Here is a 23,458-nt window from a genome sequence, read left to right on the forward strand (position 1 = left end):
TCCGCAATCGAACTAAAACTTGTCGCGGAGGGCGAACCACGACAAGGCAAGGAAAAGCAGCGGCGCCCGCATGCGCGCGCCGCCCGGAAATGCAGGGATATCGAGCGCCTTGAAGAGATCGAGATCGGCCGATTTTCCCAGCACCATTTCTGCGTAAAGCTTGCCACAGTAATTTGACAGCATGACGCCGTGGCCGGAATAACCGCCGATCGAGGTCACGCCGGGCATGACCTCGCGCACGAACGGCTGGCGGGGCATGGTGATGCCGACCGAGCCGCCCCAGGCATGAGTGATCTCGATATCTTTCAATGCGGGATAGATTTCGGCGATCTGCCGGCGGATATGCTGCGAAATGTCACGCGGATTGTCCGCCGTATAGGCCTCGCGTCCACCGAAGAGCAGCCGTCCGTCCTTCATTTTGCGGAAATAGCGCACGACGAAACGCGAATCCGCCACCGCTTCGCCGCCGGGGATGACATTGGGAAACTGGTCGAGAGGCACCGTGGCACCGATGAAGGAACGGATCGGCATCACATGGCTTGCCGTGATCGGCTCCAGATTGCCGATATGGCCGTTACAGGCAATCAGCGCCCTGTTGGCAGTGATCGTGCCGCGTTCGGTTTCGATAACGACCTTGCCGCTGCGCTCTTCGATCGACTTTGCCCTGGTCATTTCGAAAATATCGGCCCCGGCATTGGCTGCCACCCTGCCAAGGCCGATCAGCAGTTTCAGCGGATGGATATGGCCAGTGCCGACGTCGCGTACCCCGCAATAGAAGCGTTTGGAGCCAAGCCGCTCCTGCGTCTCCTCGCGGTCCATGAAACGCAGATGCGGATAGTCGTAGCGGAAGGCTGCGATTTCGGCATTCTCGTAGTAGTACCGCTTGTAGCTTTCCTTGTGGGCAACGCTGAGCTGACCGGATACGTAGTCCATATCGATCTGGTGCTCGGTCGCAAAATCCATGAGATGCCGCTTGGCATCTTCGGCAAGGTCGAAGAGCGCCTTGGAGCGCTCATAGCCGATCTTCTCCTCCATCTCTTCCGGCCACCAGCGCTGGCCGGTGCCGAGCTGGCCGCCGTTGCGCCCGGAGGCGCCGTCGCCGAGCCTGCTGCCCTCGATGAGCGTCACCGAGACGCCGGCCCTGGCGAGATTATAGGCGGCCTGAAGGCCCGTATAGCCGCCGCCGATAATGGCGACGTCACACTGCCTCGAGCCGTCGAGCGCCGGATAATCCGGCCGCTCGCCGACTGTTGCCTGATACCAGGACAGACCAGGCGCGATGGGGCTCTGCCATGTCTCTTTCGTCATGGCGAACCCTCACACGTTCAGAAGGAGGAATTCCCGCTCCCAGGGGCTGATCACCTGCATGAAGGTTTCGAACTCGCCCCGCTTCACGCCGGCATAAAGCCCGATGAACTCCTTGCCGAAGACTTCCTCGAAGGCCGGTTCGTCTTCAAGCAGCGCCACGGCTTCCAGAAGGCCGCGCGGCAAATCGATAGAGCCTTCATTGGCCGAATCCTCGGTCGGCGCCGTCGGCTCGATCTCTTTCTGGATGCCGAGTAGGCCGGATGCCAGCGAGGCGGCGAGCGCCAGATAGGGATTGGCATCCGAGCTCGGCAGGCGGTTTTCCACGCGCCGTGCCTGCGGATCGGAGACCGGCACGCGGAAGGCCGTCGTGCGGTTGTCGTAACCCCAGGCATTATTGACCGGGCAGGACATGTCCGGCTGCAGGCGCCTGTAGGAATTCACATAGGGCGCCAGCATGGCAAGCGCGCTCGGCACGTATTTCTGCATGCCGCCGATGAAGTGGAAGAATTCCTTCGAGGCCGAACCATCATTGTTCGAGAAGACGTTCTTGCCGGTGTTGATGTCCACCACGGACTGGTGGATATGCATTGCCGAACCCGGCTGGCCCTGCATCGGCTTTGCCATGAAGGTGGCGTAGATATCGTGCTTCAGCGCCGCCTCGCGGATCGTGCGCTTGAAGAGAAACACCTGGTCGGCAAGTTCGATCGGATTGCCGTGACGGAGGTTGATTTCGAGCTGCGCCGGTCCTTCCTCGTGGATCAGCGTATCGATCTCGAGGCCCTGTTTTTCCGAGAAGTGGTAGATGTCGTCGATCAGTTCGTCGAACTCGTTGATGCCGGCGATCGAATAGCCTTGGCCGCCGAGAATCGAACGACCCGAACGTCCCTTCGGCGGATGCAGCGGATAGTCCGGGTCGTCATTCGTGGCGACCAGGTAGAATTCGATTTCCGGCGCCACGATCGGCTTCCAGCCGCGCTCGGCATAGAGGCTGAGAATGCGCTTCAATACGTTGCGCGGCGTGTAGGGAACTTCCTGTCCGTCGGAATTGACGATGTCGCAGATGACCTGCGCGGTCGGGTCGGTTTCCCAAGGCACCACGGACAGGGTGGAAAGGTCGGGCACGAGCTTCAGGTCGCTGTCGCGCGGCTCGTAGCGGAAGCTTTCGGTCTCCTCGGGATATTCGCCTGATATCGTGTGGCGGTAGATCGCCGAAGGCAGTGCGAGCGATGTGTTGGAGGTGAATTTGGAGGACGGCATCATCTTGCCGCGTGGCACGCCGGCAAGGTCCGGCGTGATGCATTCGATGTCTTCGATACCGCGTGCCCTCAGCCACTGCGCCGCTTCCTTCCAGTTCGCAACTCCGCGCAGAGATCCGGGATCAGGGGGGGATTTCTTCGAGGCGGGTACGTTTCTGGCAGGCTTCAGCGTCGTCTTTTTTGGGGACATGACACACCGGTTTGCGTTGATCGTAACGCCATCATAACCGGAGTTTGGCAATTGGCGAGGGGGTGGAAGGCGTTGACTTTCGCCCTCTGATGGAAAAAGAAGACGCGATTTCAGCAGGGAAAACGGATTTTGCGGCACAAGAGCGATGTGATCGTCATCGGAGCGGGTGCCGCGGGCATGATGTGCGCCATCCGCGCCGGACAGCGCGGCCGTTCCGTCACCGTGCTGGATCACGCCCGCGCGCCGGGGGAAAAGATCCGCATCTCCGGCGGCGGCCGCTGCAACTTCACCAATATCAATGCCGGCCCGAAGAACTTCCTCTCCGCCAATCCGCATTTCTGCAAGTCGGCGCTTGCCCGTTTTACGCCGGCCGATTTCATCGCCATGGTGGACCGGCATGGGATCGCCTGGCATGAGAAGACGCTTGGCCAGCTTTTCTGCGACAACAGCGCCAAGGACATCATCTTCATGCTGCTCGACGAGATGCGTGCGGCAGGTGCTGCCTGGCATCTCGGTGTCGAAATATCAGGAGTCGAAAAGACCGAAAGCGGCTTCCGTGTCTCGACCTCCGAAGGTGTCTTCGACGCCGCCTCGCTGGTCATCGCAACGGGCGGAAAATCCATTCCGAAGATGGGAGCAACCGGCTTTGCCTATCGCATTGCCGAGCAGTTCGACTTGGCCGTTACCGAAACGCGCGCCGCCCTTGTGCCTCTGACGCTCGATCCGATCTTGCTCGAAAGCATCGCGCCTCTGTCAGGCATCTCTGCGCCCGCAGAGATCCGTCACGGCAAGACTGCCTTTCGCGAAGCGTTGCTCTTCACCCACCGGGGCCTCAGCGGCCCCGCCATCCTGCAGATTTCCTCCTACTGGCGGGAAGGTGATGCGATCACCATCGATATCGAGCCGGATGTCGATATCGCCGCGCATCTGAAGAGGGCGAAACAGGTAAACGGGCGCCAGTCCGCACAGACGGCGCTTGGTGAAATCCTGCCAAAGCGCTTGGCGCAATATATCGTCGAACGCGAAGCGGTCAGCGGCAACATGGCCGACCTCTCCGACAAACTGCTGGCCCGACTTGCCGAGGCGGTGCAGAACTGGTCTGTCAGACCCTCCGGCTCCGAAGGTTATCGTACGGCGGAAGTCACCCTCGGCGGCATTGATACGACGGCGCTCGATTCCCGCAGCCTGCAGGCCAAGGCCGTTCCCGGTCTCTATTTCATTGGTGAATGTGTGGATGTGACCGGCTGGCTCGGCGGCTATAATTTCCAATGGGCCTGGGCCTCCGGTTTTGCCGCCGGTGAGGCATTATAAACGCTAATACTTATAGACGTGAAACCTTTTTAGCCGATTCAAGACTTCTTAAGATTGGCTGCGCCATCCTGTCTCAATGGCAGGTTGGCAAAGCCGTTCCTAAATTAAGCTTTACCGGCAAGCCATTTTGTTGGATTGTTATGCTTAGATAGAAGTGAGGTTTCGCAATGAACAGAAACACTCGACGCGCCCGCGCCATCGCAATTGCCCAGGCAAAGCCTGATACGAAGCTCGTAACTCTGCGCTATCTGATGCTCGCAGCCGGCGCAACCGCCGCCAGCATTGCTGTTCTTCTTTCCCACTTCATCTGATCTTTTCGCAGCTTGAAATGGAAGTTTTCGGTTTCGCGACTTGATATATCGCGATTACGCGGCGTGCAATTTGCAACTATTGTGCGATCACGGCTAACGCCCTCTCACCGCTTATCCGAAAATTAATATCTAATCTGACACATTGTAGACGAATATTTGGGTGTTTCCGGCCTCGCCGGAAATGAACTGGCAATGATTGCCGCCCGCTCCAGGGTTTTCCCAACTGTTAGTAGATCAGCTCGATATGCACCCGGCTGGCGCCAGAAGGCTGCCGGCGGGAGGAGTGGTGTATGAAAGGCACGGCGCGCCATGTTCATTGACAAGATTCTTTCTCGTTTCAAGATTCAGACCAAGGTTCTGATTTTTGTACTGCCATTCGTCATCACCATTTCCGCCGTCGGTCTGACCGGTCTTTATGCCTCCGGTCTGCTGCAGGGCCGGATGGAGATTTCCAACAGCGTTCTCCAGTCGCTGAGCGGGTTCAAGGATCTCTACGCCTCGATGGACGACTTCCTGCAGACGACCAACGAGCAGGCGCGCGACAAACTCCATACAGATATCAAAACCCAGGGGCAGACGCTGAATGCCACCATGGCGCAGATCGGCGACAATGCCGGTCATGAAAACCTGCAGGCTGCCATCGAGGGCACGAACGGCATTTCGGATACCGTCGGCAAGCTCTGGACCTTGCACGAGCAGGAAGTCTCCCTTCGCAAGCAGATCGACGACGCCCAGAAGGTGATGATTACCAACCGCTTCAACGTCAGCTACGACGCCAAGCAGCTGGAAGAAAACATCCGCACCGATGAAGGCAATGCAACGTCGACGCTGCGCGCAGCCGACCGTCTGCTTAAGGGCGGCGATACGCTGGCAACCGTCATGAACGATTTCAACAAGGCGCAGACGTCTACTGACAAGCTGAAGGTCGTGACCGATGCGCTGCCTGCGATCGCCAAGGCGCAGCGCATGATCGAAATCTCCGTGCCGCAGAACCAGAAGAGCATGACGCAGTCGATGGCGCAGACCGTCAGCGACCTCAAGGCTCAGGCGACGGCGCCGGAGGCCGGCACGGATGAGGGTGTTGCCAACCTTGGTCGCCTCGTTTCCCGTTTCCGCCAGATGTCGACCTACACGCAGCTCACCGCCACGCAGATGATGCGCGAGGCAACGACGACTTTCGTGGAGCTCGACAGCCGCATCGCCCAGACCAACTCCGTGCTGGAGGATACACGGCGCCTTGAAAGCTCCATCTATTCGCTGCAGCTTGTTCTCGCCGATTTCAACGCCAAGCCGAGCAAGGAAAACCGCGTTCGCCTGAACCAGGAAATCGCCACGCTTAACACCATGCTGAACACTCTTCAGGCAAGCGCCAAAGGCATGAATTTCGCCGGCGACATTGTGGACGCGATTACGCCCGCTCTCGCCTCTATGGACAAGGGCGCACAGAGCCTCGTCGATGTGATCAATCAGCGTACGACCGATTATGCCGCAGCGCGACAGCAGCTCGACGGCGTCTGGGGCCAGCTGACCAGCTTTGCGGAAGAGCAGAAGCAGACTGCCGGCACCGAGCGCGATCAGGCCAACAGCATCTCCGTCGGCACGACCGGACTCGGCATCCTGGTCTCCATCGTCGGCGGCATCGCGCTGGTGCTGACGCTGCAGCGGCCGATCGCCCAGATCACTGCCGCCATGCGCCGCATCGCCGAAGGTGCGCTCGACACGAACATCTCCGGTGAGAAGCGCTCCGACGAAATCGGCGACATGGCCCGCGCACTTGGCATCTTCAAGGAAAATGCCATCTCCAAGATCCGTATCGAGGAACAGAGCGACGAAGAGCGTCAGGCTGCCGAGCATGAGCGCCAGCGCAACGATGCCGAAAAGCGCGAGATGGACCGCCAGATCGAATATGCCGTCAATGAGCTCGCTGCCGGTCTCGAGCGCATGTCGCAGGGCGATATCTCGACGACGATCGATACACCCTTCATCGGCCGTCTCGAACAGCTCCGTCAGGATTTCAACGGTTCGATGATGCGCCTGCAGGCCACGATGAGCCAGATCCGCGACAACGTTCAGATGATCCAGGGCAACGGCAACCAGATGGCCCAGTCCTCCGAGGATCTCGCCAAACGCACCGAGCAGCAGGCTGCATCGCTGGAAGAAACCGCCGCCGCCGTCGACCAGATCACCGTCACTGTCCGCTCGTCCGCCGAGCGCGCCAAGGATGCCGATCAGATCGTCCGCCAGGCCAAGCGCAGCGCCGACGACTCCGCCGTCGTCGTCAACAATGCGATCGACGCTATGGGCCGCATCGAGGATGCATCGCGCCAGATCGAGCAGATCATCGGCGTCATCGACGAAATCGCCTTCCAGACCAACCTGCTCGCTCTGAACGCCGGTATCGAAGCCGCCCGCGCCGGTGAAGCCGGCAAGGGCTTTGCGGTCGTGGCCATGGAAGTCCGTGAGCTTGCCCAGCGCTCTGCCGCTGCCGCGCAGGAGATCAAGGGCCTCATCAACAAGTCGACGAACGAGGTCAATTCCGGTTCGCAGTTCGTCCAGGAAACCGGCACGGTTCTCGCCAAGATCAGCGCCCAGATCGTCACGATCAGCCAGCATGTCGAAATGATCGCCCGCGCAAGCCACGACCAGTCGAGCGCGCTGCAGGAGGTCAACTCCACCGTCAACCAGATGGATCAGATGACCCAGCAGAACGCTGCAATGGTAGAAGAGACCACTGCCGCGAGCCGCGAGCTCGCAAACGAGGCGGATGCGCTGCTGCATCTCGTGCAGCAGTTCAAGATCGACGGCGACAGCGACATGCAGATGTACCGCGCCGCCTGATTTCAGCCTTCCCATCCGCAACGCAAATGGCCCCGTCTCCGGGGCCATTTTCATGCGTAAATTAAATCACGTTAAGGTTGTTAATAGACTGATAGATTGAAAAATTCCTGCCCTGAGGGCAGATGATGCAGTCATCAAATCATACTAGATTTGAAAAAAGACAAGTAAAATGGTCAGCGCGAACCCTGCGTTAAGAGAAAATTTTCCCTAACGCATTCTTATGAACGTCATAAAGGTTGTGCTCGCCAGAGGTTCCAGATGCCGCGTTTCTTTTCGACATCCATCGTGCGCCAGATCGTTGCGATCACGCTGCTTCTGCTGGCGGTCAGCACCGCAGCGATTGTCGGCGTGACCTATTACAATCTCGGCAGCTATGTCATGGACAGCGCAGTATCCGACGCGAAGGATGCAAGCCGCTCGATGGCGGTTCTCTACGGCGCCAGCGATGCTGATGTCCGCATCGATGTGAAAGACAACGTGCTGTCGGGCGTCACCGAAGACAAGATCCCTGCCTTTGCAGATTATTCGCTGGTCGACCGCACGGCCCAGTCGATCGCCGGCGTTGCCACCATCTTCGAAAAGCAGGGAGGCGATTACGTCCGCGTCTCCACCAATGTGAAGAAAGAAAATGGCGACCGTGCCGTCGGCACCAAGCTTGCCGCGGATCATCCCGCCCAGCCAGTACTGGCGCAGGGCAACGCCTATTACGGTCCGGCAGACCTCTTCAGCCGCAAATTCATGACGGGCTATTTCCCGGTCAAGAATCCCTCGGGTGCCACGATCGGCATCCTCTTCATCGGCATACCCATGGAAGTCTATTATCAGCGTATGAACGAACTGCAGACGCTGGTTCTTAGCGTCGGCGCCGTGGTGATGCTGCTCGTCGGCGTGCTCGCTTTCTATGCGATCCGCCGTTCCGTCAGGCCGATGCAGGCGCTGACGTCGAGCGTGCGCGCCATTTCATCGGGCGACCTCGTTAGCGCCGTCCCCTGCGTCGAAAAGAAGAACGAATTCGGCGACATCGGCCGTGCGCTCGCTCTCTTCCGCGATAGCGCGGTCGCTCGCCAGGAACTGGAAACGCAGGCCGCCGAACAGCGCGCCCTGAACGATGCCGAGCGCAGCCGCAACGATGCGGAGAAGCGGACGCTCGACGGCCAGATCGATTTTGCCGTCAATCAGCTTGCCGCCGGTCTTGGACGCCTGTCGCAAGGCGATGTCTCGCAGACCATCGAAACACCCTTTGTCGGCCGGCTCGAACAGCTCCGCATGGATTTCAACACTTCGCTCGAACGCCTTCAGGATACGTTGACGCGCATTCGCGCGAGTGCCGCTTCCATCCAGCGCAACAGCGGTTCGGTTTCCGCCTCGGCTGACGAACTCTCCAGGCGCACGGAATCCCAGGCTGCCAGCCTTGAGGAAACGGCCGCTGCCGTCGAAGAGATCACCGTTACGGTCCGCTCGTCGGCCGAACGCGCCCATGAGGCGAACAATGTCGTCGCCGCGACCAAACGGACGGCCGACAGTTCCGGCACCGTCGTCGGTGATGCCGTTGCCGCCATGGGCCGCATCGAAGATGCCTCGCAGCGCATCGAACAGATCATCGTCGTCATCGACGACATCGCCTTCCAGACCAACCTGCTGGCGCTGAATGCCGGTGTCGAGGCGGCACGTGCCGGTGAAGCCGGCAAGGGCTTTGCCGTCGTGGCTCAGGAAGTGCGCGAGCTTGCCCAGCGCTCGGCCAATGCCGCCAAGGAGATCAAAGCGCTGATCGAGCAGTCGACCCGCGAGGTGAATGCCGGTTCCGAACTCGTGCAGAAGACCGGCAGCGTGCTCGCCTCGATCAGCCACGAGATCATCGCAATCAGCGGCCACGTCGAGACCATCGCCACGGCAAGCCGTGACCAGTCGGCCGCCCTTCAGGACGTCAACAGTTCCGTCAATGCCATGGACCAGATGACGCAGAAGAATGCCTCCATGGTTGCCGAAGCCACGCAGGCAAGCCGTCAGCTGGCAGAAGAGGCCGACATGCTGATGGCGCTCATCGAGCAGTTCCGCCTCGCTGAAGGCGCTGCCGGTCATGGCCGCGTGAGACAGGCGGCCTGACATCCGCATTCGTCTTCGCCGGGCCGCACCTTCGTGCGACCGGCGGCCTCGTCTGCCGGCAGCGTCAGCCAGGCTGCAAATCGCACCAGGAAGCTGCTTCCTGCGTGGTCGTAAAAGGCATCTTCTTCCTTTATCCGGTCGCGTCTTGTTCGCTGCAGCAAGCTTGCTCGCTGCATTCGGCCGGCAATGTCTGCGATTATGAGATTATCGATCATCGTGATGTCCTCTCGTTTATGGACATCAATTGATCTACACATCAAAATTCGCTTTTTGAACGAGCGAAATCCCACTATGTTTTTCATTCATGAAAAATAGCAATTGGGATTCCTATCAACTTTTCCTGCAGGTCGCCCGTACCGGCGGCCTGACGGGCGCAAGCACTGCCACAGCTCTCAGCCCAGCGACGATCGGCCGGCGCATGCTCGATCTGGAGCAGGAACTCGGCCGCACACTCTTTCACCGGAGCCAGACAGGCTACCGCCTGACATCAGATGGGCAGACCCTCGTCGATCATCTGCAGGAGATGGAGGCCGCTGCCCGCAAGGTCGAAGCATGGCGGCAATCGTCCGAGGGTGGGGCCACCGTCAGGATCGCTGCCGGCACATGGATCTCCTGGCTGCTGACGGAGAATTTCTCGGCGATCCGTGTGCCGGGGGACACATTCGGCATTTCCCTGACAATCGGCGAGGCCCGCGCGAACCTGAACTACCGGGAAAGCGATATCGGCATCCGCGCCTTCGAACCGGAGGAAAGCAATCTCGCCGCCCGCCTGCTGGGCGAAGTCGCCTATGCCGTCTACATCAGACGCAACGCCAGCCGGGACGACACCAGATGGATCGCCGTCGGCGCAGAGGATGCGATCTCCGCCTATCTGCGCTGGCCCTATCAGAATGCTGCATCCGCCATCGTCGCGACCGTCAACCGCCCGCGCTCCCTGCCGGATCTGGTGCGTGCGGGCGCGGGAAAGACGGTGCTGCCCTGCTTCGTCGGCGATCTCGATCCCGAACTGGAACGGTGCGGCGGCGAGCTGCCGGAGCTGCGTCACCGCCAGTGGATCGTCATGAATGCCGAGGATCGCCACCGCCCGGAAATCCGCACGGTTGCCGACCGGATGACGAAGCTTTTGAAAAGCTATACCGACCTCTTCGCCGGCAAGCGCGCCAGTCGCGGATAATCTGGCTCTACGGCATCAGTCTGCGCACGAGCCCCACCTGGCTGTTCACCCCGAGCTTCGAATAGATGTTCTTCAGATGCGAGCGTGCGGTCTCGTAGCTGACATCGTTCGTCCGTGCGACTTCGCGCAGCGAAAGGCCTGCGGTGATGCCGGCAGCGATCCGCATTTCCGCCGCCGTCAGTTGGTCGATACGGAGCAGGGCGTCATTGAGATCGGGGCGCAACGGCAGGCTCGTCCGCTCGATGATCATCGCCACTGTCGGTCCCTCGAGAAATTCGGTGATGAAATCCGACTGCATCTTCACCAACGTGCATTTAAAGCTGGTGTCCTTCATCCTGATCAGCGTGCTTGCCGGCGAAAATGCCTGCAGGCGGTGGCGCAGCAGAGCCGACAGGCGGGAGGCAAGCTCGCTGTCATTGATCATGATCCGCCCGGTCGAGGTCACGCCGATCGCTTCGCCCTCGGCAATCATCCGCTCCGCCGCGCTGTTGATCGAGCGGATATTCTGATCCTCGCCGATATGGACGATACCGACGCCGATCGCGTCGAAGAGCGCCAATCCGTTTTCATTATTATGGGGATCGCTGTGCTCGCGGCGAATGAAATCGAAGGCGCGGCGCAGATGCGGTGCCAGGTCGCTGAGCAGTTCTGCATTCGTGCGATTGAAATCCGCATCGGAAGACGAGGTCAGCGTCGAAAGATTGAAGGAGCGTCCGCGTTCCCGCATGATCGTCACGCCGACGCTGCTTTCGCAACCGATCCAGCGAAGGTAATCGCTGTAGAATTCTGTCTTCAGAAGCTGATCGCGCGGCAGCATCTGATCGGCGATCACGCCAAGGCCGATCGGCCGGGTGGCGGCTCGCGGCATCCACGGATTGATGGCCGCATAATAGCGGTTATAGGCCTCGGTTTCCTTTTCCGCGAGACCAGAGGAGAGGGAGAGGCCACCGGTGCGCGTGACGGCATCGTGGAAAAACAGCGTCGATTTGGCATCCGGCATCGTCGCGGTCAGCGCATCGAGAAAGGCTTGCCACGACGTCTCGCCGAAGAGCGCGCCATAGATCAGATCGGTCAGAACTTCGAGTTTTGCGTGCGGCGAACCGGGCATATGCAGTTCCGTTCGAAGATATGCTCAATTATGCCGCGACTCCGCTGTGCTGACAATTGCGTCAAATAGCGTAGGTCCGGCGGTCTTTACCCCCCCGGACCCTACCCTTAATTTCTGTTTGCGACGATGACGGGGATCAGCAGATCTCCCCAGTTGCCGTCGCCGCCATGATGCCGGGCGGAGCGTACCAGTTCCACCGAAACACCGGCCTCGACCGCCTTCATCACGGACTGGTTCAGCCTGTGCAGATCATTGGCAAGCATACGGATCACCGTTTGCTGGTCGTCCGTCATGCTGCTTGCCTGCTCTTCCGTCCGTTCGCGGACGCGCGCAATGGATGCCATGTCGTTTCCTCCTCTACTCGGCAGCCGGTTTGAACTGGGCGTGTTCGGTTGATTCCCCCATGGCCGTCGTCGAGGCACGGCCGCCTGATATCGCCAGCGACACGGCGTCGAAATAGCCGGTGCCGACTTCACGCTGATGTTTGGTGGCAGTATAGCCGCGCGCCTCGGCAGCGAATTCCGCCTGCTGAAGCTCGCAATAGGCCTCCATCTGCCGCTCGCGATAGCCGCTGGCGAGCTCATACATGCCGTAGTTCAGCTGGTGGAACCCGGCGAGTGTAATGAACTGGAACTTGTAGCCCATAGCGCCGAGTTCGCGCTGGAACCTGGCGATCGTCGCATCGTCGAGGTTTTTCTTCCAGTTGAAGGACGGCGAGCAATTATAGGCAAGCAGCTTGCCGGGATGCACCTTGTGGACGCCTTCGGCAAAGCGGCGCGCCTGCTCCAGATCCGGCTTCGACGTTTCGCACCAGATGAGGTCGCAATGCGATGCATACGCGACGGCACGCGCAATGCAGGGTTCCAGCCCGTTGCGCACCTGATAGAAGCCCTCGACCGTGCGTCCGGCATCATAATCGACGAAAGGCTGGTCGCGCTCGTCGATGTCAGAGGTCAGAAGCTTGGCCGCTTCAGCATCGGTACGGGCGATGACGAGTGTCGGCACTCCCATGACATCGGCGGCAAGCCGCGCCGCGTCGAGATTGCGGATATGAGCGGCGGTGGGGATCAGCACCTTGCCGCCGAGATGGCCGCATTTCTTCTCTGAGGCCAGCTGATCCTCGAAGTGAACGCCGGCCGCCCCCGCCTCGATATAGGCTTTCATGATCTCGAAAGCATTGAGCGGCCCGCCGAAACCGGCCTCGGCGTCGGCCACGATGGGCGCAAACCAAGTCTCGACTGAAAGTTCCCCACCTTCTGCCGTCTCTATCTGATCGGCGCGCTGGAGCGTGCGGTTGATGCGTTTGGCAAGCTCCGGTCCGGCATTGGCGGGATAGAGCGATTGATCCGGATACATTGATGATGCGGTATTGGCGTCGGCGGCGACCTGCCAGCCGGAAAGATAGATCGCCTTCAGCCCGGCGCGTACCATCTGCATGGCCTGGTTGCCGGAGAGCGCGCCGAGCGCATTGACGAAATTATCCTCATGCAGAAGCCGCCAGAGACGTGCAGCCCCCATTTCGGCCAGCGTGTAGCGGAGCGCGACGGAGCCGCGCAGACGCTCGACATCGGCGGTGGAATAGGGCCGCTCGATACCGTCGAAACGGCCATCAGGTACATTGCGAATGAGTTTGTAAAAATCTGTCATGCCAATCTCCTCTTTGACTTCCAACGCCTGAGCGCTGATGACAGAATTTACAAGAACGAGCGAATTATCCAGAAAAACCTTTGATTTCAGACAGAGAAAGAGGTTAGGATGACGAGAATTTACAGGGTTGTTTTGTAATTTTGTAAAGACTTGTAAATCCAAAGGTGTAAAGGATGTGACATGGCGGAACGGAAGATATTTGCGGGGCCGAAAGTCAGACGCATCCGCAATGCGCTGGCGTTGACGCAGACTGCCATGGCCGAGGCGCTGGAAATCTCCCCCTCCTACCTGAATCTGATCGAACGCAATCAGCGCCCATTGACGGTGCAACTGCTGCTCAAGCTCTCTTCCGTCTACCGCATCGATCTTGAGGAACTGCAGGGCGAAACCGCCGGCGGCCTTGGCCAGTTGAAGGAGGTGTTCGCCGATCCGTTGTTGTCGGGTGAACTGCCGGGCGATCAGGAGCTTGTCGAAGTGGCCGATGCCGCGCCCAATGCCGCGAGCGGTATGATCAAGCTCTACCGCGCCTATCGCGAGCAGGCTGCCCGCCTTTCCGACCTGACGGCCCTGATGGCGGGCGAGGGCCGTGCGCCGGTCGCTTCCGGCCGCCTGCCTCTGGACGAGGTGAGGGAGGTGCTGGAACGCCGCCCCGCCTATTTCGCTGACATCGAGGCGGCGGCGGAAAGTTTCGCCAACGGACTTGCTGCCGGCGGCAACCTGAAGGACTGGCTGAAGAACGAGCGCGGTATCGCCACCCGCATCCTGCCCGTTCATGTCATGCCGGATCTGCGTCGCCGCTTCGACCGTCACTCGATGCGCCTTTTCCTGTCCGAGCGCCTTTCGGGGGCCGATCAAGCACAGGAAATAGCCATCGAAGTGGCAAGGCTCGCCTTGCGGTCCGAGATCGAGGCCGCGCTTGAGGAACTGCCGCTGTCATCCGACGAGGCGCGGCGCATCGCCCGCTTCGAGCTGGCTCGCAGTGCGGCGCTCGCCTTGCTGATGCCTTATGGGGCCTTTCTTCTTGCCGCACAGAATACCCGATACGACATCGATCTCATCCGCGCCCGTTTCGCTGTCTCCTTCGGCCAGGCTGCGTCGCGCCTCGTCATGCTGCAGCGTCCTGGCGCTGCCGGCATTCCCTTCTTCCTGATGGAGAGTGATGCTGCAGGCCATGTCATTCGCCGGACAGGTGCCCAGGGCTTTCCGCAGGCGCGCTTTGGCGGCCACTGTCCGAAGCTCAACGTCCACGCTGCCTTTCTTGAGCCGGGCAGGGTGTTGGCCGAGACGGTCATCATGCCCGATGGTGCGGCTTTCTTGACGATCGCACGCACGCTCGAAGGGCCGGTGGTGGAGTTCGGCGAGCGGGTGCGGCGCACGGCTCTGTTGATCGGCTGCGATGCCGCCCTGCACGACAGTCTGGTCTACGGCAGAAGCGACGCCTTGCCGGTTGCGGTCGGCCCCGCCTGCCGCCTTTGTGAAAGGCGCGGATGCCTTTCCCGGGCCGAGCCGCCGCTGACGCGTCCACTTGCTCTGGACGAGACCTCTGCTGGCCTTGGAACCTTCGATTTTCAGTGATTGTGAAATCATTGACACCGCAGGATTTTGCGCTTGTAGGCTCCGGAAATCCTTTCTAGTCTGCAGCAAAACCAGAGGGAAATAAGAGGTGTCCGGGGGCGCGATACCTTTAAAAAAACAGGAGATATCATGAGGTCAAGAATCGCCAGCCTGACGGCAGTTGCCGTTGTCGCTCTCCTTGCCGCCGCGCCTGCCTTCGGCCAGGAGCGTGTGGTCAACGTCTACAACTGGTCCGATTATATCGACAGCTCGATCCTCGAGGACTTCACCAAGGAAACCGGTATCAAGGTCGTCTACGACACCTTCGATTCCAACGAGACTTTGGAAACCAAGCTGCTTGCCGGCGGCACGGGTTACGATGTCGTCGTTCCGACCGTGTCTTTCATGCAGCGCCAGATCGCGGCCGGCGTCTATCAGAAGCTCGACAAGTCCAAGCTGCCGAACCTGTCGAACATGTGGGACATCGTGACGAAGGGCGTTGCCACCTTCGATCCGGGCAACGAATACTCCGTCGACTACATGTGGGGCACGACCGGCATCGGCTATAACGTCGATAAGGTGAAGGCTGCGCTCGGCACGGATGAAAAGCCGAACTGGGATGCACTTTTCGATCCGGCCAAGGCTGCGAAGCTCAAGGATTGCGGCATCTATATGCTGGATTCGCCGACAGACGTCATTCCGTCCGTTCTTGCCTATCTCGGCCTCGATCCGAACAGCAAGAAGCCGGAAGACCTGAACAAGGCGCAGGAGGTCCTGCTTGCCGTTCGTCCCTTCGTTCGCAAGTTCCACTCCTCTGAATATATCAGCGCGCTCGCCAACGGCGATATTTGCATCGCGCTCGGCTTTTCGGGCGACGTCTTCCAGGCGCGCGATCGCGCGGCCGAGGCAAAGGCCGGCGTAAATGTCGACTATTCTGTTCCGAGCCAGGGTGCGCAGATCTTCTTCGATGTCTTCGGCATTCCGAAGGATGCGCCGCATGTCGAAGAGGCGCATGAATTCATCAACTACATGATGAAGCCTGAAGTCGTCGCCAAAGCATCGAACTTTGTCTTCTACGCTAACGGCAATAAGGCCTCGCAGCAGTTTCTCGACAAGGACGTGATCGAAGACACGGCGATCTATCCGACGCCGGAGATCATGGCCAAGCTCTTCACCGTGCCGCCGCTTGATCCGAAGACGCAGCGCGTCGTGACGCGAATCTGGACCAAGGTCGTCACCGGCCAATAACCGAGATTTCGGCCCGGACGGAAACGTCCGGGCCTTTCCATTTCCGGCCCGGGTGGAGGCCGGCTGAAACCTTGTATTTTCGGGGAATAGTATGAAATCTCTTGGCAATATCCGCCGCGCATTCGCACCTTGGACCGATCCGTCCGCAAAACCGTTCATTGCCTTCAAGAATGTCACCAAGCGCTTCGGCGATTTTACCGCCGTTAACGATCTGTCGCTGAATATCTATCACCGCGAGTTCTTCGCGCTGCTCGGCGCATCCGGTTGCGGCAAGTCCACGCTGCTGCGCATGCTGGCCGGCTTCGAACAGCCGACATCGGGCGAAATTATTCTCGATGGCACCGATCTTTCGGGCACGCCGCCCTACAAGCGGCCGGTCAATATGATGTTCCAGTCCTACGCTCTTTTCCCGCACATGACGGTCGAGAAGAACATTGCCTTCGGCCTCAAACAGGATGGCATGCCGAAGGACGAGATCGCCGAGCGTGTCTCGCAGATGCTGAAGCTCGTGAAGCTCGAGCAGTTCGCTTCCCGCAAGCCCAACCAGCTTTCCGGCGGCCAGCGCCAGCGCGTGGCGCTAGCCCGTTCTCTCGCCAAGCGCCCGAAAGTGCTGCTGCTCGACGAGCCGCTCGGCGCGCTCGACAAGAAGCTGCGCGAGGAAACCCAGTTCGAACTGATGGACCTGCAGCAGAGCCTCGGCCTCACTTTCGTCGTCGTCACCCACGACCAGGAAGAGGCGATGACAATGGCCGACCGCATTGCAGTCATGAGCCACGGCAAGGTGGTGCAGGTGGCAACACCGGCCGAAATCTACGAAGCGCCGAATTGCCGCTTCGTTGCTGATTTCATCGGCGACGTGAACATTTTCGACGGCAAGGTGACAACGGCCTCAAATGGCGCGGTCGAAATCGCCGTCGACAGCGGCTTCACGGTCCGCACGGCCTCGACCGACGCCCCGACCGTTGGTAGCACGCTCGGTTTCGCAATCCGCCCGGAAAAGCTCCGCGTCACCCGCGCGGCACCTGGGAATGCCTCGACCAATGCCGCCAAGGGCGAGCTCTGGGACATCGGCTATCTCGGCGACATGACGGTCTTCCACGTTAGACTGCCGAACGGCAATGTCGTCAAGGCTTCTTCCCTCAACGCACAGCGCGCCGTCGATGACCCCTTCACCTACGATCAGGAAGTCTGGGTCTCCTTTGATGAGGACGGCGGCGTGCTGCTGAAGGATTGAGATCATGGGAACCTTGACTTCACGCTTCTACAATCGCCTCGTCATCATCATTCCCTACGCTTGGCTGCTGCTCTTCTTCCTGGCGCCGTTCTTCATCGTCTTCCGCATCTCGCTGTCGGCAACGGCGATCGCCATGCCGCCTTATGAGCCGGTCTTCGCTCTCGCTGATGGCTGGGGCGGTTTCTGGGACAAGGTCTCGAGCTTCTCCCTCGACAATTACGGCTACCTGACCGACGATCCGCTCTATTTCAATGCCTATATATCGAGTGTGGTGATCGCCGGGATCTCCACTTTCCTGACGCTTTTGATCGCCTATCCGGTTGCTTATGGCATGGCGCAGGCGCCCCGCAGCATTCGCCCGACGCTCCTGATGCTGGTGATCCTGCCCTTCTGGACAAGCTTTCTGATCCGCGTCTATGCCTGGATTGCCATCCTGAAGCCGGAAGGGCTGCTGAACCAGTTCCTGACGTCGCTGCACCTCATAGACAATCCGCTGATCATCCTCAATACCAATACAGCCGTCTATATCGGCATCGTCTATTCCTATCTGCCCTTCATGGTGCTGCCGCTCTACTCGGCGCTGGAAAAGATGGACGGCACGCTGATCGAGGCGGCACAGGATCTCGGCTGCACGCCGATCCAGGCTTTCTGGCGCGTCACCTTCCCGCTGTCGATCCCGGGCGTCATCGCCGGCTGCATGCTGGTCTTCATCCCGGCCGTCGGCGAATTCGTTATCCCCGACCTGCTTGGCGGCTCGCAGACGCTGATGATCGGCAAGACGATCTGGAACGAATTCAATTCCAATCGCGACTGGCCCGTTTCTTCGGCGGTGGCGACGATCCTGCTTCTCATTCTCGTGATCCCGATCGTCTTCTTCCAGAATGTTCAGGCGAAAGCCGATGAGGCAGGGAAATAAGCCATGTTTAGATGGACCCGCTTTAACATCACCTCCGTCGTGCTCGGCTTCGCCTTTCTCTATCTGCCGATCGTGCTTCTGGTGATCTTCTCCTTCAATGAATCGAAGCTCGTCACCGTCTGGGGCGGTTTTTCGACCAAATGGTATGTCTCGCTGCTCTCCAATCAGGCCCTGCTCGATGCGGCCTGGGTGACGATCCGCGTCGGCCTGCTGTCGGCGACATTCGCGACGATCCTCGGCACCATGGCGGCGATCACCCTGGTGCGCTTCACGCGCTTCCGCGGCCGCATCCTCTTTTCAGGATTGGTCTATGCGCCGCTTGTCATGCCCGAAGTCATCACCGGCCTGTCGCTGTTGCTCCTCTTCGTGGCAATCGGCCTTGACCGCGGCTTCTGGACCATCACACTGGCGCATACGACGCTGACCATGTGCTTCGTCGCCGTCGTCGTGCAGTCACGGCTTCTAAGCTTCGACCAGTCGATCGAGGAGGCCGCCCAGGATCTCGGCGCCCCGCCGGTCAGGACCTTCTTCGAGGTGACGCTGCCGATCATCTCGCCAGCCGTCTTTTCCGGCTGGGTTCTGGCTTTCACCCTGTCGCTAGACGACCTCGTGATTGCGAGCTTCACGTCAGGACCGGGCGCAACCACGCTGCCGATGAAGATCTACAGCCAGGTGCGTCTCGGCGTGACGCCGGAGATCAACGCGGTCTGCACCATTCTGATTGCCATCGTGGCGGTTGGCGTCATCTGCGCATCTGTCGTCACCAAGCGCCGCGAAGTACAGCGGGAGCGCGATGAGAGGGCTGCGGCGGCGACAGCTTAAGAGCAATTCCGGCGAAAGCCTGTAGCGGTTTTGCGTCCGGAAATGCTTTAGAACTGACCAGGAAAGGCTCTAAGGCTGAGTTTTCGTCGGTACGTTGAACAGCGGCACCGGCGAAATGACCGGGTTCGGCCAGGAGCCGCCGATGAAGAAGGGCAGGCGCGGCAGATCGACCGCTTTTGCCGGATCGATCGCTTCCAGCGCGCCGGAGAGCGCAAGCCCGTTCGACTCATAAGTAATGACGCCTGATAGCGTCAGCATCTGATCGGAGCCGGCAAATCGCGCATCGTGAATTTCCGCGGTACCATTGGCAAAGTCGGCCCGAAGATCGAGTTTGCTGAAGGCGAAGGATCCGTTTCCAGTGGAGCTCAGCGCGAAGAACGGCTTTTGCGCTGCCTGCGTGCGAAGTGCATAGACATCGACGCCGGGGATGAAGCCCGCCGCCGTCCAGAATCTGAGCTTGCCGGTCACATCGGCAAGTCCCGTCGTCCAGATCGCCTTCGGCGTCTCTAGCGAAAGATCGAGGGAGCCGGTCGCATGCGGCAGCGGCCCCTTGAGCTGCAGTTTTTCGGCAAGTGCATTGAAATCCGCATCGCGGATTGAAAGCTGCAGCTTGCCGCCACCATCGAAATCGCGGCGGGTCGCCTCCAGATGGGCAGTCATTTCGCCGCCCTCGAACTGGCTGTCACCGATATCGAACTTCGCTTCATCGCCGGCGACGATCACGCTGGCGCCGACATCCGCAAGCGAGAAGATACCCATCTGCGCCTGTCGCGCGGAAAGCCGCACATCGAGATCGAGAAGTTGCAGCGGTCCGAGAGGGCTCGGTAGCAGCAAGTCGCCAAGGCCGCCGGCGGCAAGTCTGAGCGCGAAGGCATCGAGGAATGGTTTGAGGTTCATCTGATCGAAGGCAAGTGTCCCGCCGATTTTCGGCCGCTTGCCGGGCGCGACGGTGAAATCCATCACACCGGTGGCGCTCGCATCGTTCAGCGCCATACTGACATTGTTGAAGCGGAAACCGTTGGATACCGACGTCACATCCGAGGTCATCGACGCGCTCTTCAGCGACTCGATCCCCGGGATAGATCTGCCGGACCATTTCAAGAGGGCCTGCACATCAGGAAAGCTGGCGTTGATGTTGCCTGAGACCGACGAGAGGCTCACCATGCTGCCGACACCCTGGAAACGCGCGGTCATCAGATTGGAAGCGATCGAGGCTTTCATCTCGGCATTCTTGCCGGCGAAGACGAGCAGCGGCGCGGCAGAGGCAAAATCGACCTTTAGGTCCTCGCCGTTGAACCGGGCAATGAGGACGGCCGAAATGGCTCTCGACAGCTTCGGCCAGGCGATATCGGCTGCGACGCTGTCGAAGTGGTAGACATTGCCTGTCTGCGTATCGGTCAGGGTCAGCGTGCCGTCCTCGACCGTCACGGCACCGATGTCGGCGTCGAGCTTCGGATCGAGAACCTCGGTGCCGCCGTCATCCCGCACGCCACCGATGGCGCGCGCCAGAAGGCCGGTATAGCTCCAGTCGATCAGGCCGTTCTCATCGCGCGTCAGCGCGAGGCTGGGCCTCAGCAGATGAAATTCGTGGAAGCGAGTGCGGCCGCGCAGCGCATCGATCAGGTTGAAATCGGCTGAAAGGCTCTCGATGCGGCCGAGCAGTTTGTCGCCGCTTTCACGCGGCTGGCGGATGGTGACGTTGTTGAGCGTAATGCGTGGCGTCGGCCAGAATTCGAGGACCGGATTGCCCTTGATCTCGGCGTGATAGCCCGTCCATTTCGACAGAGCATCCTCGATGCCGGAGCGCACGAAGCCGGTGGAAATAAGATAGGGAGCGGCGATCCTGAGCGCGAGGAAGAAGGCAAGCCCGATTAACAATATGATGGTGGAGACACGGGCAAATGCCGGCAGCCAGCGTGAGACGGGGCCGATCCTTTTTCGCCATCTGCCTTGTCTTGACGTACCCATGAGCTCCGCCGGAACTTCAGCCGGTTACCCGTTATTTTCTGATTTTGCCGGATATATGAAATACCGGGCATATGCAAATCCCACGCGCGGCGGATCGCGTCGCTGCACACTTTATAATGCAATGCAGCATGCTATAAGTTCCGCATTGGGGAGGAGGATTGAATGCAGGAAAATCAGCCGCTTTGGAAGCCCACGGAAGATGGGATCGAAAATAGCCCGATCCATGCCTTTATGCAGCGCTGCAATGGAGACTTCGGTCTCGCCTTGAAAGGCTTTGAGGATCTGCATGCCTGGTCGATCGCCGATCGGGAGAGCTTCTGGTCGGCCTTGTGGAATTTCTGCGGCGTGAAGGGAGAGCGCGGCGCGGATATTCTCGTTAACGGCGACCGCATGCTGGAGGCACGCTTCTTTCCTGAGGCGCACCTGAACTTCGCTGAAAACCTGCTGAGCGGAAGCGGGCAGGGAGATGCCATCATTTTCCGCGGTGAGGACAAGGTCGAAGACCGCTGGTCGTGGGATCGCCTGCGCGCGCTTGTATCACAGCTCCAGCAGGGCTTTCGCGCGCTCGGCATCGGCGAGGGCGACCGTGTCGCGGCCATGATGCCCAACATGCCGGAAACGATAGCTGCCATGCTGGCGGCAACGTCGATCGGCGCCATCTGGTCGTCCTGTTCTCCGGACTTCGGCGAGCAAGGCGTGCTCGATCGTTTCGGGCAGATTGCGCCGAAACTTTTCATCGCCTGCGATGCCTATTGGTATAATGGCAAGCTGCAGGACGTGAAGTCGAAGGTGGCGAACGTCGCCAAGAGCCTCGGTGTGCCGACGCTGGTGGTCCATTATGCCGGTAACGCCGAAGAGGTCGCGCGCGAAACCGCCGGCGGCGAGACGCTTTCAGAATTCGTTGCTCCCTATGCGCCGAAGCCGATCGAGTTCGTGCAGCTGCCTTTCGCCCATCCGGCCTATATTCTGTTTTCCTCGGGCACAACAGGCGTACCGAAATGCATCGTGCATTCTGCCGGAGGCACGCTGCTTCAGCACCTGAAAGAGCATCGCCTGCATTGCGGAGTGCAGCCTGGGGACAAGCTTTTCTACTTCACCACCTGCGGCTGGATGATGTGGAACTGGCTGGCGAGCGGCCTTGCCTCCGGTGCCACGCTCTGCCTTTTCGACGGATCGCCTTTCGCGCCTGATGGCAATGTGCTCTTCGACTATGCGGCCGAGGAGAAATTCGCGATCTTCGGGACCTCGGCCAAATATATCGACGCGGTGCGCAAGAGTGGACTGACGCCGCGCACGAGCCATGATCTCTCGAGCTTGCGGCTGATCACCTCCACCGGTTCGCCGCTGTCGCCTGAAGGTTTCGCCTTCGTCTATGAAGGTATCAAGGAAGACGTCCAGCTTGCCTCGATTTCCGGTGGCACGGATATCGTGTCTTGCTTCGTGCTCGGCAATCCGCTGCAGCCCGTCTGGCGCGGTGAGATCCAGGGAGCTGGCCTCGGCCTTGCCGTCGACGTCTGGAATGACGAAGGCAAGCCAGTCCGTCAGGAAAAGGGCGAACTGGTCTGCACCAAGGCCTTCCCATCAATGCCGGTCATGTTCTGGAACGATCCTGATGGCGCCAAATACCGCGCCGCCTATTTCGAGCGCTTCGACAATGTCTGGTGCCACGGCGATTTTGCCGAATGGACCGAACATGGCGGCCTGATCATTCACGGCCGTTCGGATGCGACGCTCAATCCTGGCGGCGTGCGCATCGGCACGGCGGAAATCTACAATCAGGTCGAGCAGATGGACGAAGTCGCCGAAGCGCTCTGCATCGGCCAGGACTGGGATGACGACGTGCGAGTCGTACTCTTCGTCCGCCTGGCGGCCGGCGTCACCTTGAGCGAAGATCTGATCAAGGCGATCAAGACCCGCATCCGTGTCGGCGCTTCTCCCCGCCACGTGCCGGCCAAGATCATCGCGGTCGCCGATATCCCGCGCACCAAGTCCGGCAAGATCGTCGAACTTGCCGTGCGCGAGGTCGTCCACAGCCGGCCGGTGAAAAATCAGGAGGCGCTTGCCAACCCCGAGGCACTCAAGCTTTTTGCCGGACTGGAAGAGCTAAAGGTCTGATAGCGGCTGCTAAACTACAAGCTTTTGCCGTTGATCAATTCCGCGTTTTGGAAACCTTTCGTTAAGAAAGGTTTGTCAAAGGTGAAGCCAACTTGGAGACCATACATGAAGAGATGGTCTGGAACTGCGGTTCCCGAAACATGACGTTGATCGACTAAGCTCTTGTTTTACCAGCACCAACTCTCGAAGGCAGCCATTGGCTGCCTTTTCTTTGGCGAGCAATTCCAGCAAAAGTGTAAAGCGGTTTTGCTTCCGGAATTGCGCGAAAGTAAGTGCTTTAGAGCCTTTCCTGGTCAGATTGAAGCATTCTGCCGGAGCAGGTTTTTTCAGGGCAGAAGCGATTGGCGAAGGGCAT

Annotated in this window: 16 protein-coding genes and 1 pseudogene; 11 read left to right on the forward strand and 6 right to left on the reverse strand. The window is 59.7% G+C overall.

The genetic code is table 11. The annotated features are described in order from the left end of the window. Positions 1–12: 12 nt before the first annotated feature. Together AC1DM5_RS28045 and AC1DM5_RS28050 are read right to left on the reverse strand one after the other, a co-directional pair. A complete protein-coding gene (locus AC1DM5_RS28045; protein ID WP_477823357.1) occupies positions 13–1,308 on the reverse strand; it encodes an NAD(P)/FAD-dependent oxidoreductase in 1,296 nt (431 codons plus the stop codon). 9 nt (positions 1,309–1,317) lie between these two features. Continuing rightward, entirely contained in the window at positions 1,318–2,754 is a 1,437-nt protein-coding gene (locus AC1DM5_RS28050; RefSeq protein WP_477823356.1) for a glutamine synthetase family protein, read from the reverse strand. A gap of 89 nt (positions 2,755–2,843) precedes the next feature. On the opposite strand from AC1DM5_RS28050, the pseudogene AC1DM5_RS28055 reads away from it, so the two are divergent. The 5 genes and pseudogenes from AC1DM5_RS28055 to AC1DM5_RS28075 all read left to right on the forward strand — a co-directional run bounded on the left by AC1DM5_RS28055 (position 2,844) and on the right by AC1DM5_RS28075 (position 10,491). Next, positions 2,844–4,065: pseudogene (locus tag AC1DM5_RS28055) on the forward strand (BaiN/RdsA family NAD(P)/FAD-dependent oxidoreductase). Positions 4,066–4,232: 167 nt separating this feature from the next. Next, on the forward strand, positions 4,233–4,376 hold the full coding sequence (locus AC1DM5_RS28060; RefSeq protein WP_007819333.1) for a hypothetical protein: 144 nt from the start codon (positions 4,233–4,235) through the stop codon (positions 4,374–4,376). A 309-nt stretch (positions 4,377–4,685) separates the two neighbouring features. Beyond that, entirely contained in the window at positions 4,686–7,214 is a 2,529-nt protein-coding gene (locus tag AC1DM5_RS28065) for a methyl-accepting chemotaxis protein (RefSeq protein ID WP_477823355.1), read from the forward strand. Positions 7,215–7,472: 258 nt separating this feature from the next. Continuing rightward, positions 7,473–9,317, forward strand: a complete 1,845-nt coding sequence (locus tag AC1DM5_RS28070; protein WP_477976252.1) for a methyl-accepting chemotaxis protein — start codon at positions 7,473–7,475, stop codon at positions 9,315–9,317. A 304-nt stretch (positions 9,318–9,621) separates the two neighbouring features. Continuing rightward, positions 9,622–10,491: a LysR family transcriptional regulator gene (locus tag AC1DM5_RS28075; RefSeq protein WP_477823353.1), complete on the forward strand. Its 870-nt coding sequence runs from the start codon at positions 9,622–9,624 to the stop codon at positions 10,489–10,491. Between the two features lie 7 nt (positions 10,492–10,498). Here the strand turns inward: AC1DM5_RS28075 and AC1DM5_RS28080 are convergent, their stop codons facing one another. The 3 genes from AC1DM5_RS28080 to aceA form a co-directional block, all read right to left on the reverse strand. Next, the gene (locus tag AC1DM5_RS28080; protein WP_477823352.1) at positions 10,499–11,599 is read right to left on the reverse strand and encodes a helix-turn-helix transcriptional regulator; all 1,101 of its coding nucleotides are present in this window, start codon (positions 11,597–11,599) and stop codon (positions 10,499–10,501) included. A 107-nt stretch (positions 11,600–11,706) separates the two neighbouring features. After that, complete coding sequence (locus AC1DM5_RS28085) at positions 11,707–11,943, reverse strand: SMc00767 family acetate metabolism repressor (RefSeq protein WP_113323861.1); 237 nt, start codon at positions 11,941–11,943, stop codon at positions 11,707–11,709. A 13-nt stretch (positions 11,944–11,956) separates the two neighbouring features. After that, the gene (gene aceA / locus AC1DM5_RS28090) at positions 11,957–13,246 is read right to left on the reverse strand and encodes an isocitrate lyase (protein WP_477976254.1); all 1,290 of its coding nucleotides are present in this window, start codon (positions 13,244–13,246) and stop codon (positions 11,957–11,959) included. 180 nt (positions 13,247–13,426) lie between these two features. On the opposite strand from aceA, the gene AC1DM5_RS28095 reads away from it, so the two are divergent. The 5 genes from AC1DM5_RS28095 to AC1DM5_RS28115 all read left to right on the forward strand — a co-directional run bounded on the left by AC1DM5_RS28095 (position 13,427) and on the right by AC1DM5_RS28115 (position 19,020). After that, the gene (locus AC1DM5_RS28095; RefSeq protein WP_477823350.1) at positions 13,427–14,821 is read left to right on the forward strand and encodes a helix-turn-helix domain-containing protein; all 1,395 of its coding nucleotides are present in this window, start codon (positions 13,427–13,429) and stop codon (positions 14,819–14,821) included. A gap of 129 nt (positions 14,822–14,950) precedes the next feature. Continuing rightward, positions 14,951–16,048, forward strand: coding sequence for a polyamine ABC transporter substrate-binding protein (locus AC1DM5_RS28100; protein WP_477823349.1), 1,098 nt, complete (start codon positions 14,951–14,953; stop codon positions 16,046–16,048). A gap of 91 nt (positions 16,049–16,139) precedes the next feature. Continuing rightward, the gene (locus AC1DM5_RS28105; protein WP_477823348.1) at positions 16,140–17,282 is read left to right on the forward strand and encodes an ABC transporter ATP-binding protein; all 1,143 of its coding nucleotides are present in this window, start codon (positions 16,140–16,142) and stop codon (positions 17,280–17,282) included. 4 nt (positions 17,283–17,286) lie between these two features. Next, positions 17,287–18,198 (forward strand): ABC transporter permease subunit, encoded by a 912-nt coding sequence (locus AC1DM5_RS28110; protein WP_477823347.1) that lies wholly within the window; start codon positions 17,287–17,289, stop codon positions 18,196–18,198. A gap of 3 nt (positions 18,199–18,201) precedes the next feature. Beyond that, positions 18,202–19,020 (forward strand): ABC transporter permease, encoded by an 819-nt coding sequence (locus AC1DM5_RS28115; protein ID WP_113324876.1) that lies wholly within the window; start codon positions 18,202–18,204, stop codon positions 19,018–19,020. A 69-nt stretch (positions 19,021–19,089) separates the two neighbouring features. On the opposite strand, the gene AC1DM5_RS28120 is transcribed toward AC1DM5_RS28115, so the two are convergent. Further along, entirely contained in the window at positions 19,090–20,988 is a 1,899-nt protein-coding gene (locus tag AC1DM5_RS28120) for an AsmA family protein (protein ID WP_477823346.1), read from the reverse strand. 162 nt (positions 20,989–21,150) lie between these two features. Between AC1DM5_RS28120 and AC1DM5_RS28125 the strand changes: the two genes are divergently transcribed. Next, complete coding sequence (locus AC1DM5_RS28125) at positions 21,151–23,103, forward strand: acetoacetate--CoA ligase (RefSeq protein WP_477823345.1); 1,953 nt, start codon at positions 21,151–21,153, stop codon at positions 23,101–23,103. Positions 23,104–23,458: the final 355 nt, after the last annotated feature.

The sequence above is a fragment of the Rhizobium sp. 01T437 genome (assembly GCF_056398505.1).

Excerpts from the sequence above, each read along its gene's own strand:
- AC1DM5_RS28045 (WP_477823357.1), bottom strand. The coding sequence starts at position 1,308 with ATGACGAAAGAGACATGGCAGAGCCCCATCGCGCCTGGTCTGTCCTGG.
- AC1DM5_RS28050 (WP_477823356.1), bottom strand. The coding sequence starts at position 2,754 with ATGTCCCCAAAAAAGACGACGCTGAAGCCTGCCAGAAACGTACCCGCC.
- AC1DM5_RS28060 (WP_007819333.1), top strand. The coding sequence starts at position 4,233 with ATGAACAGAAACACTCGACGCGCCCGCGCCATCGCAATTGCCCAGGCA.
- AC1DM5_RS28065 (WP_477823355.1), top strand. The coding sequence starts at position 4,686 with ATGTTCATTGACAAGATTCTTTCTCGTTTCAAGATTCAGACCAAGGTT.
- AC1DM5_RS28070 (WP_477976252.1), top strand. The coding sequence starts at position 7,473 with ATGCCGCGTTTCTTTTCGACATCCATCGTGCGCCAGATCGTTGCGATC.
- AC1DM5_RS28075 (WP_477823353.1), top strand. The coding sequence starts at position 9,622 with ATGAAAAATAGCAATTGGGATTCCTATCAACTTTTCCTGCAGGTCGCC.
- AC1DM5_RS28080 (WP_477823352.1), bottom strand. The coding sequence starts at position 11,599 with ATGCCCGGTTCGCCGCACGCAAAACTCGAAGTTCTGACCGATCTGATC.
- AC1DM5_RS28085 (WP_113323861.1), bottom strand. The coding sequence starts at position 11,943 with ATGGCATCCATTGCGCGCGTCCGCGAACGGACGGAAGAGCAGGCAAGC.
- aceA (WP_477976254.1), bottom strand. The coding sequence starts at position 13,246 with ATGACAGATTTTTACAAACTCATTCGCAATGTACCTGATGGCCGTTTC.
- AC1DM5_RS28095 (WP_477823350.1), top strand. The coding sequence starts at position 13,427 with ATGGCGGAACGGAAGATATTTGCGGGGCCGAAAGTCAGACGCATCCGC.
- AC1DM5_RS28100 (WP_477823349.1), top strand. The coding sequence starts at position 14,951 with ATGAGGTCAAGAATCGCCAGCCTGACGGCAGTTGCCGTTGTCGCTCTC.
- AC1DM5_RS28105 (WP_477823348.1), top strand. The coding sequence starts at position 16,140 with ATGAAATCTCTTGGCAATATCCGCCGCGCATTCGCACCTTGGACCGAT.
- AC1DM5_RS28110 (WP_477823347.1), top strand. The coding sequence starts at position 17,287 with ATGGGAACCTTGACTTCACGCTTCTACAATCGCCTCGTCATCATCATT.
- AC1DM5_RS28115 (WP_113324876.1), top strand. The coding sequence starts at position 18,202 with ATGTTTAGATGGACCCGCTTTAACATCACCTCCGTCGTGCTCGGCTTC.
- AC1DM5_RS28120 (WP_477823346.1), bottom strand. The coding sequence starts at position 20,988 with ATGGGTACGTCAAGACAAGGCAGATGGCGAAAAAGGATCGGCCCCGTC.
- AC1DM5_RS28125 (WP_477823345.1), top strand. The coding sequence starts at position 21,151 with ATGCAGGAAAATCAGCCGCTTTGGAAGCCCACGGAAGATGGGATCGAA.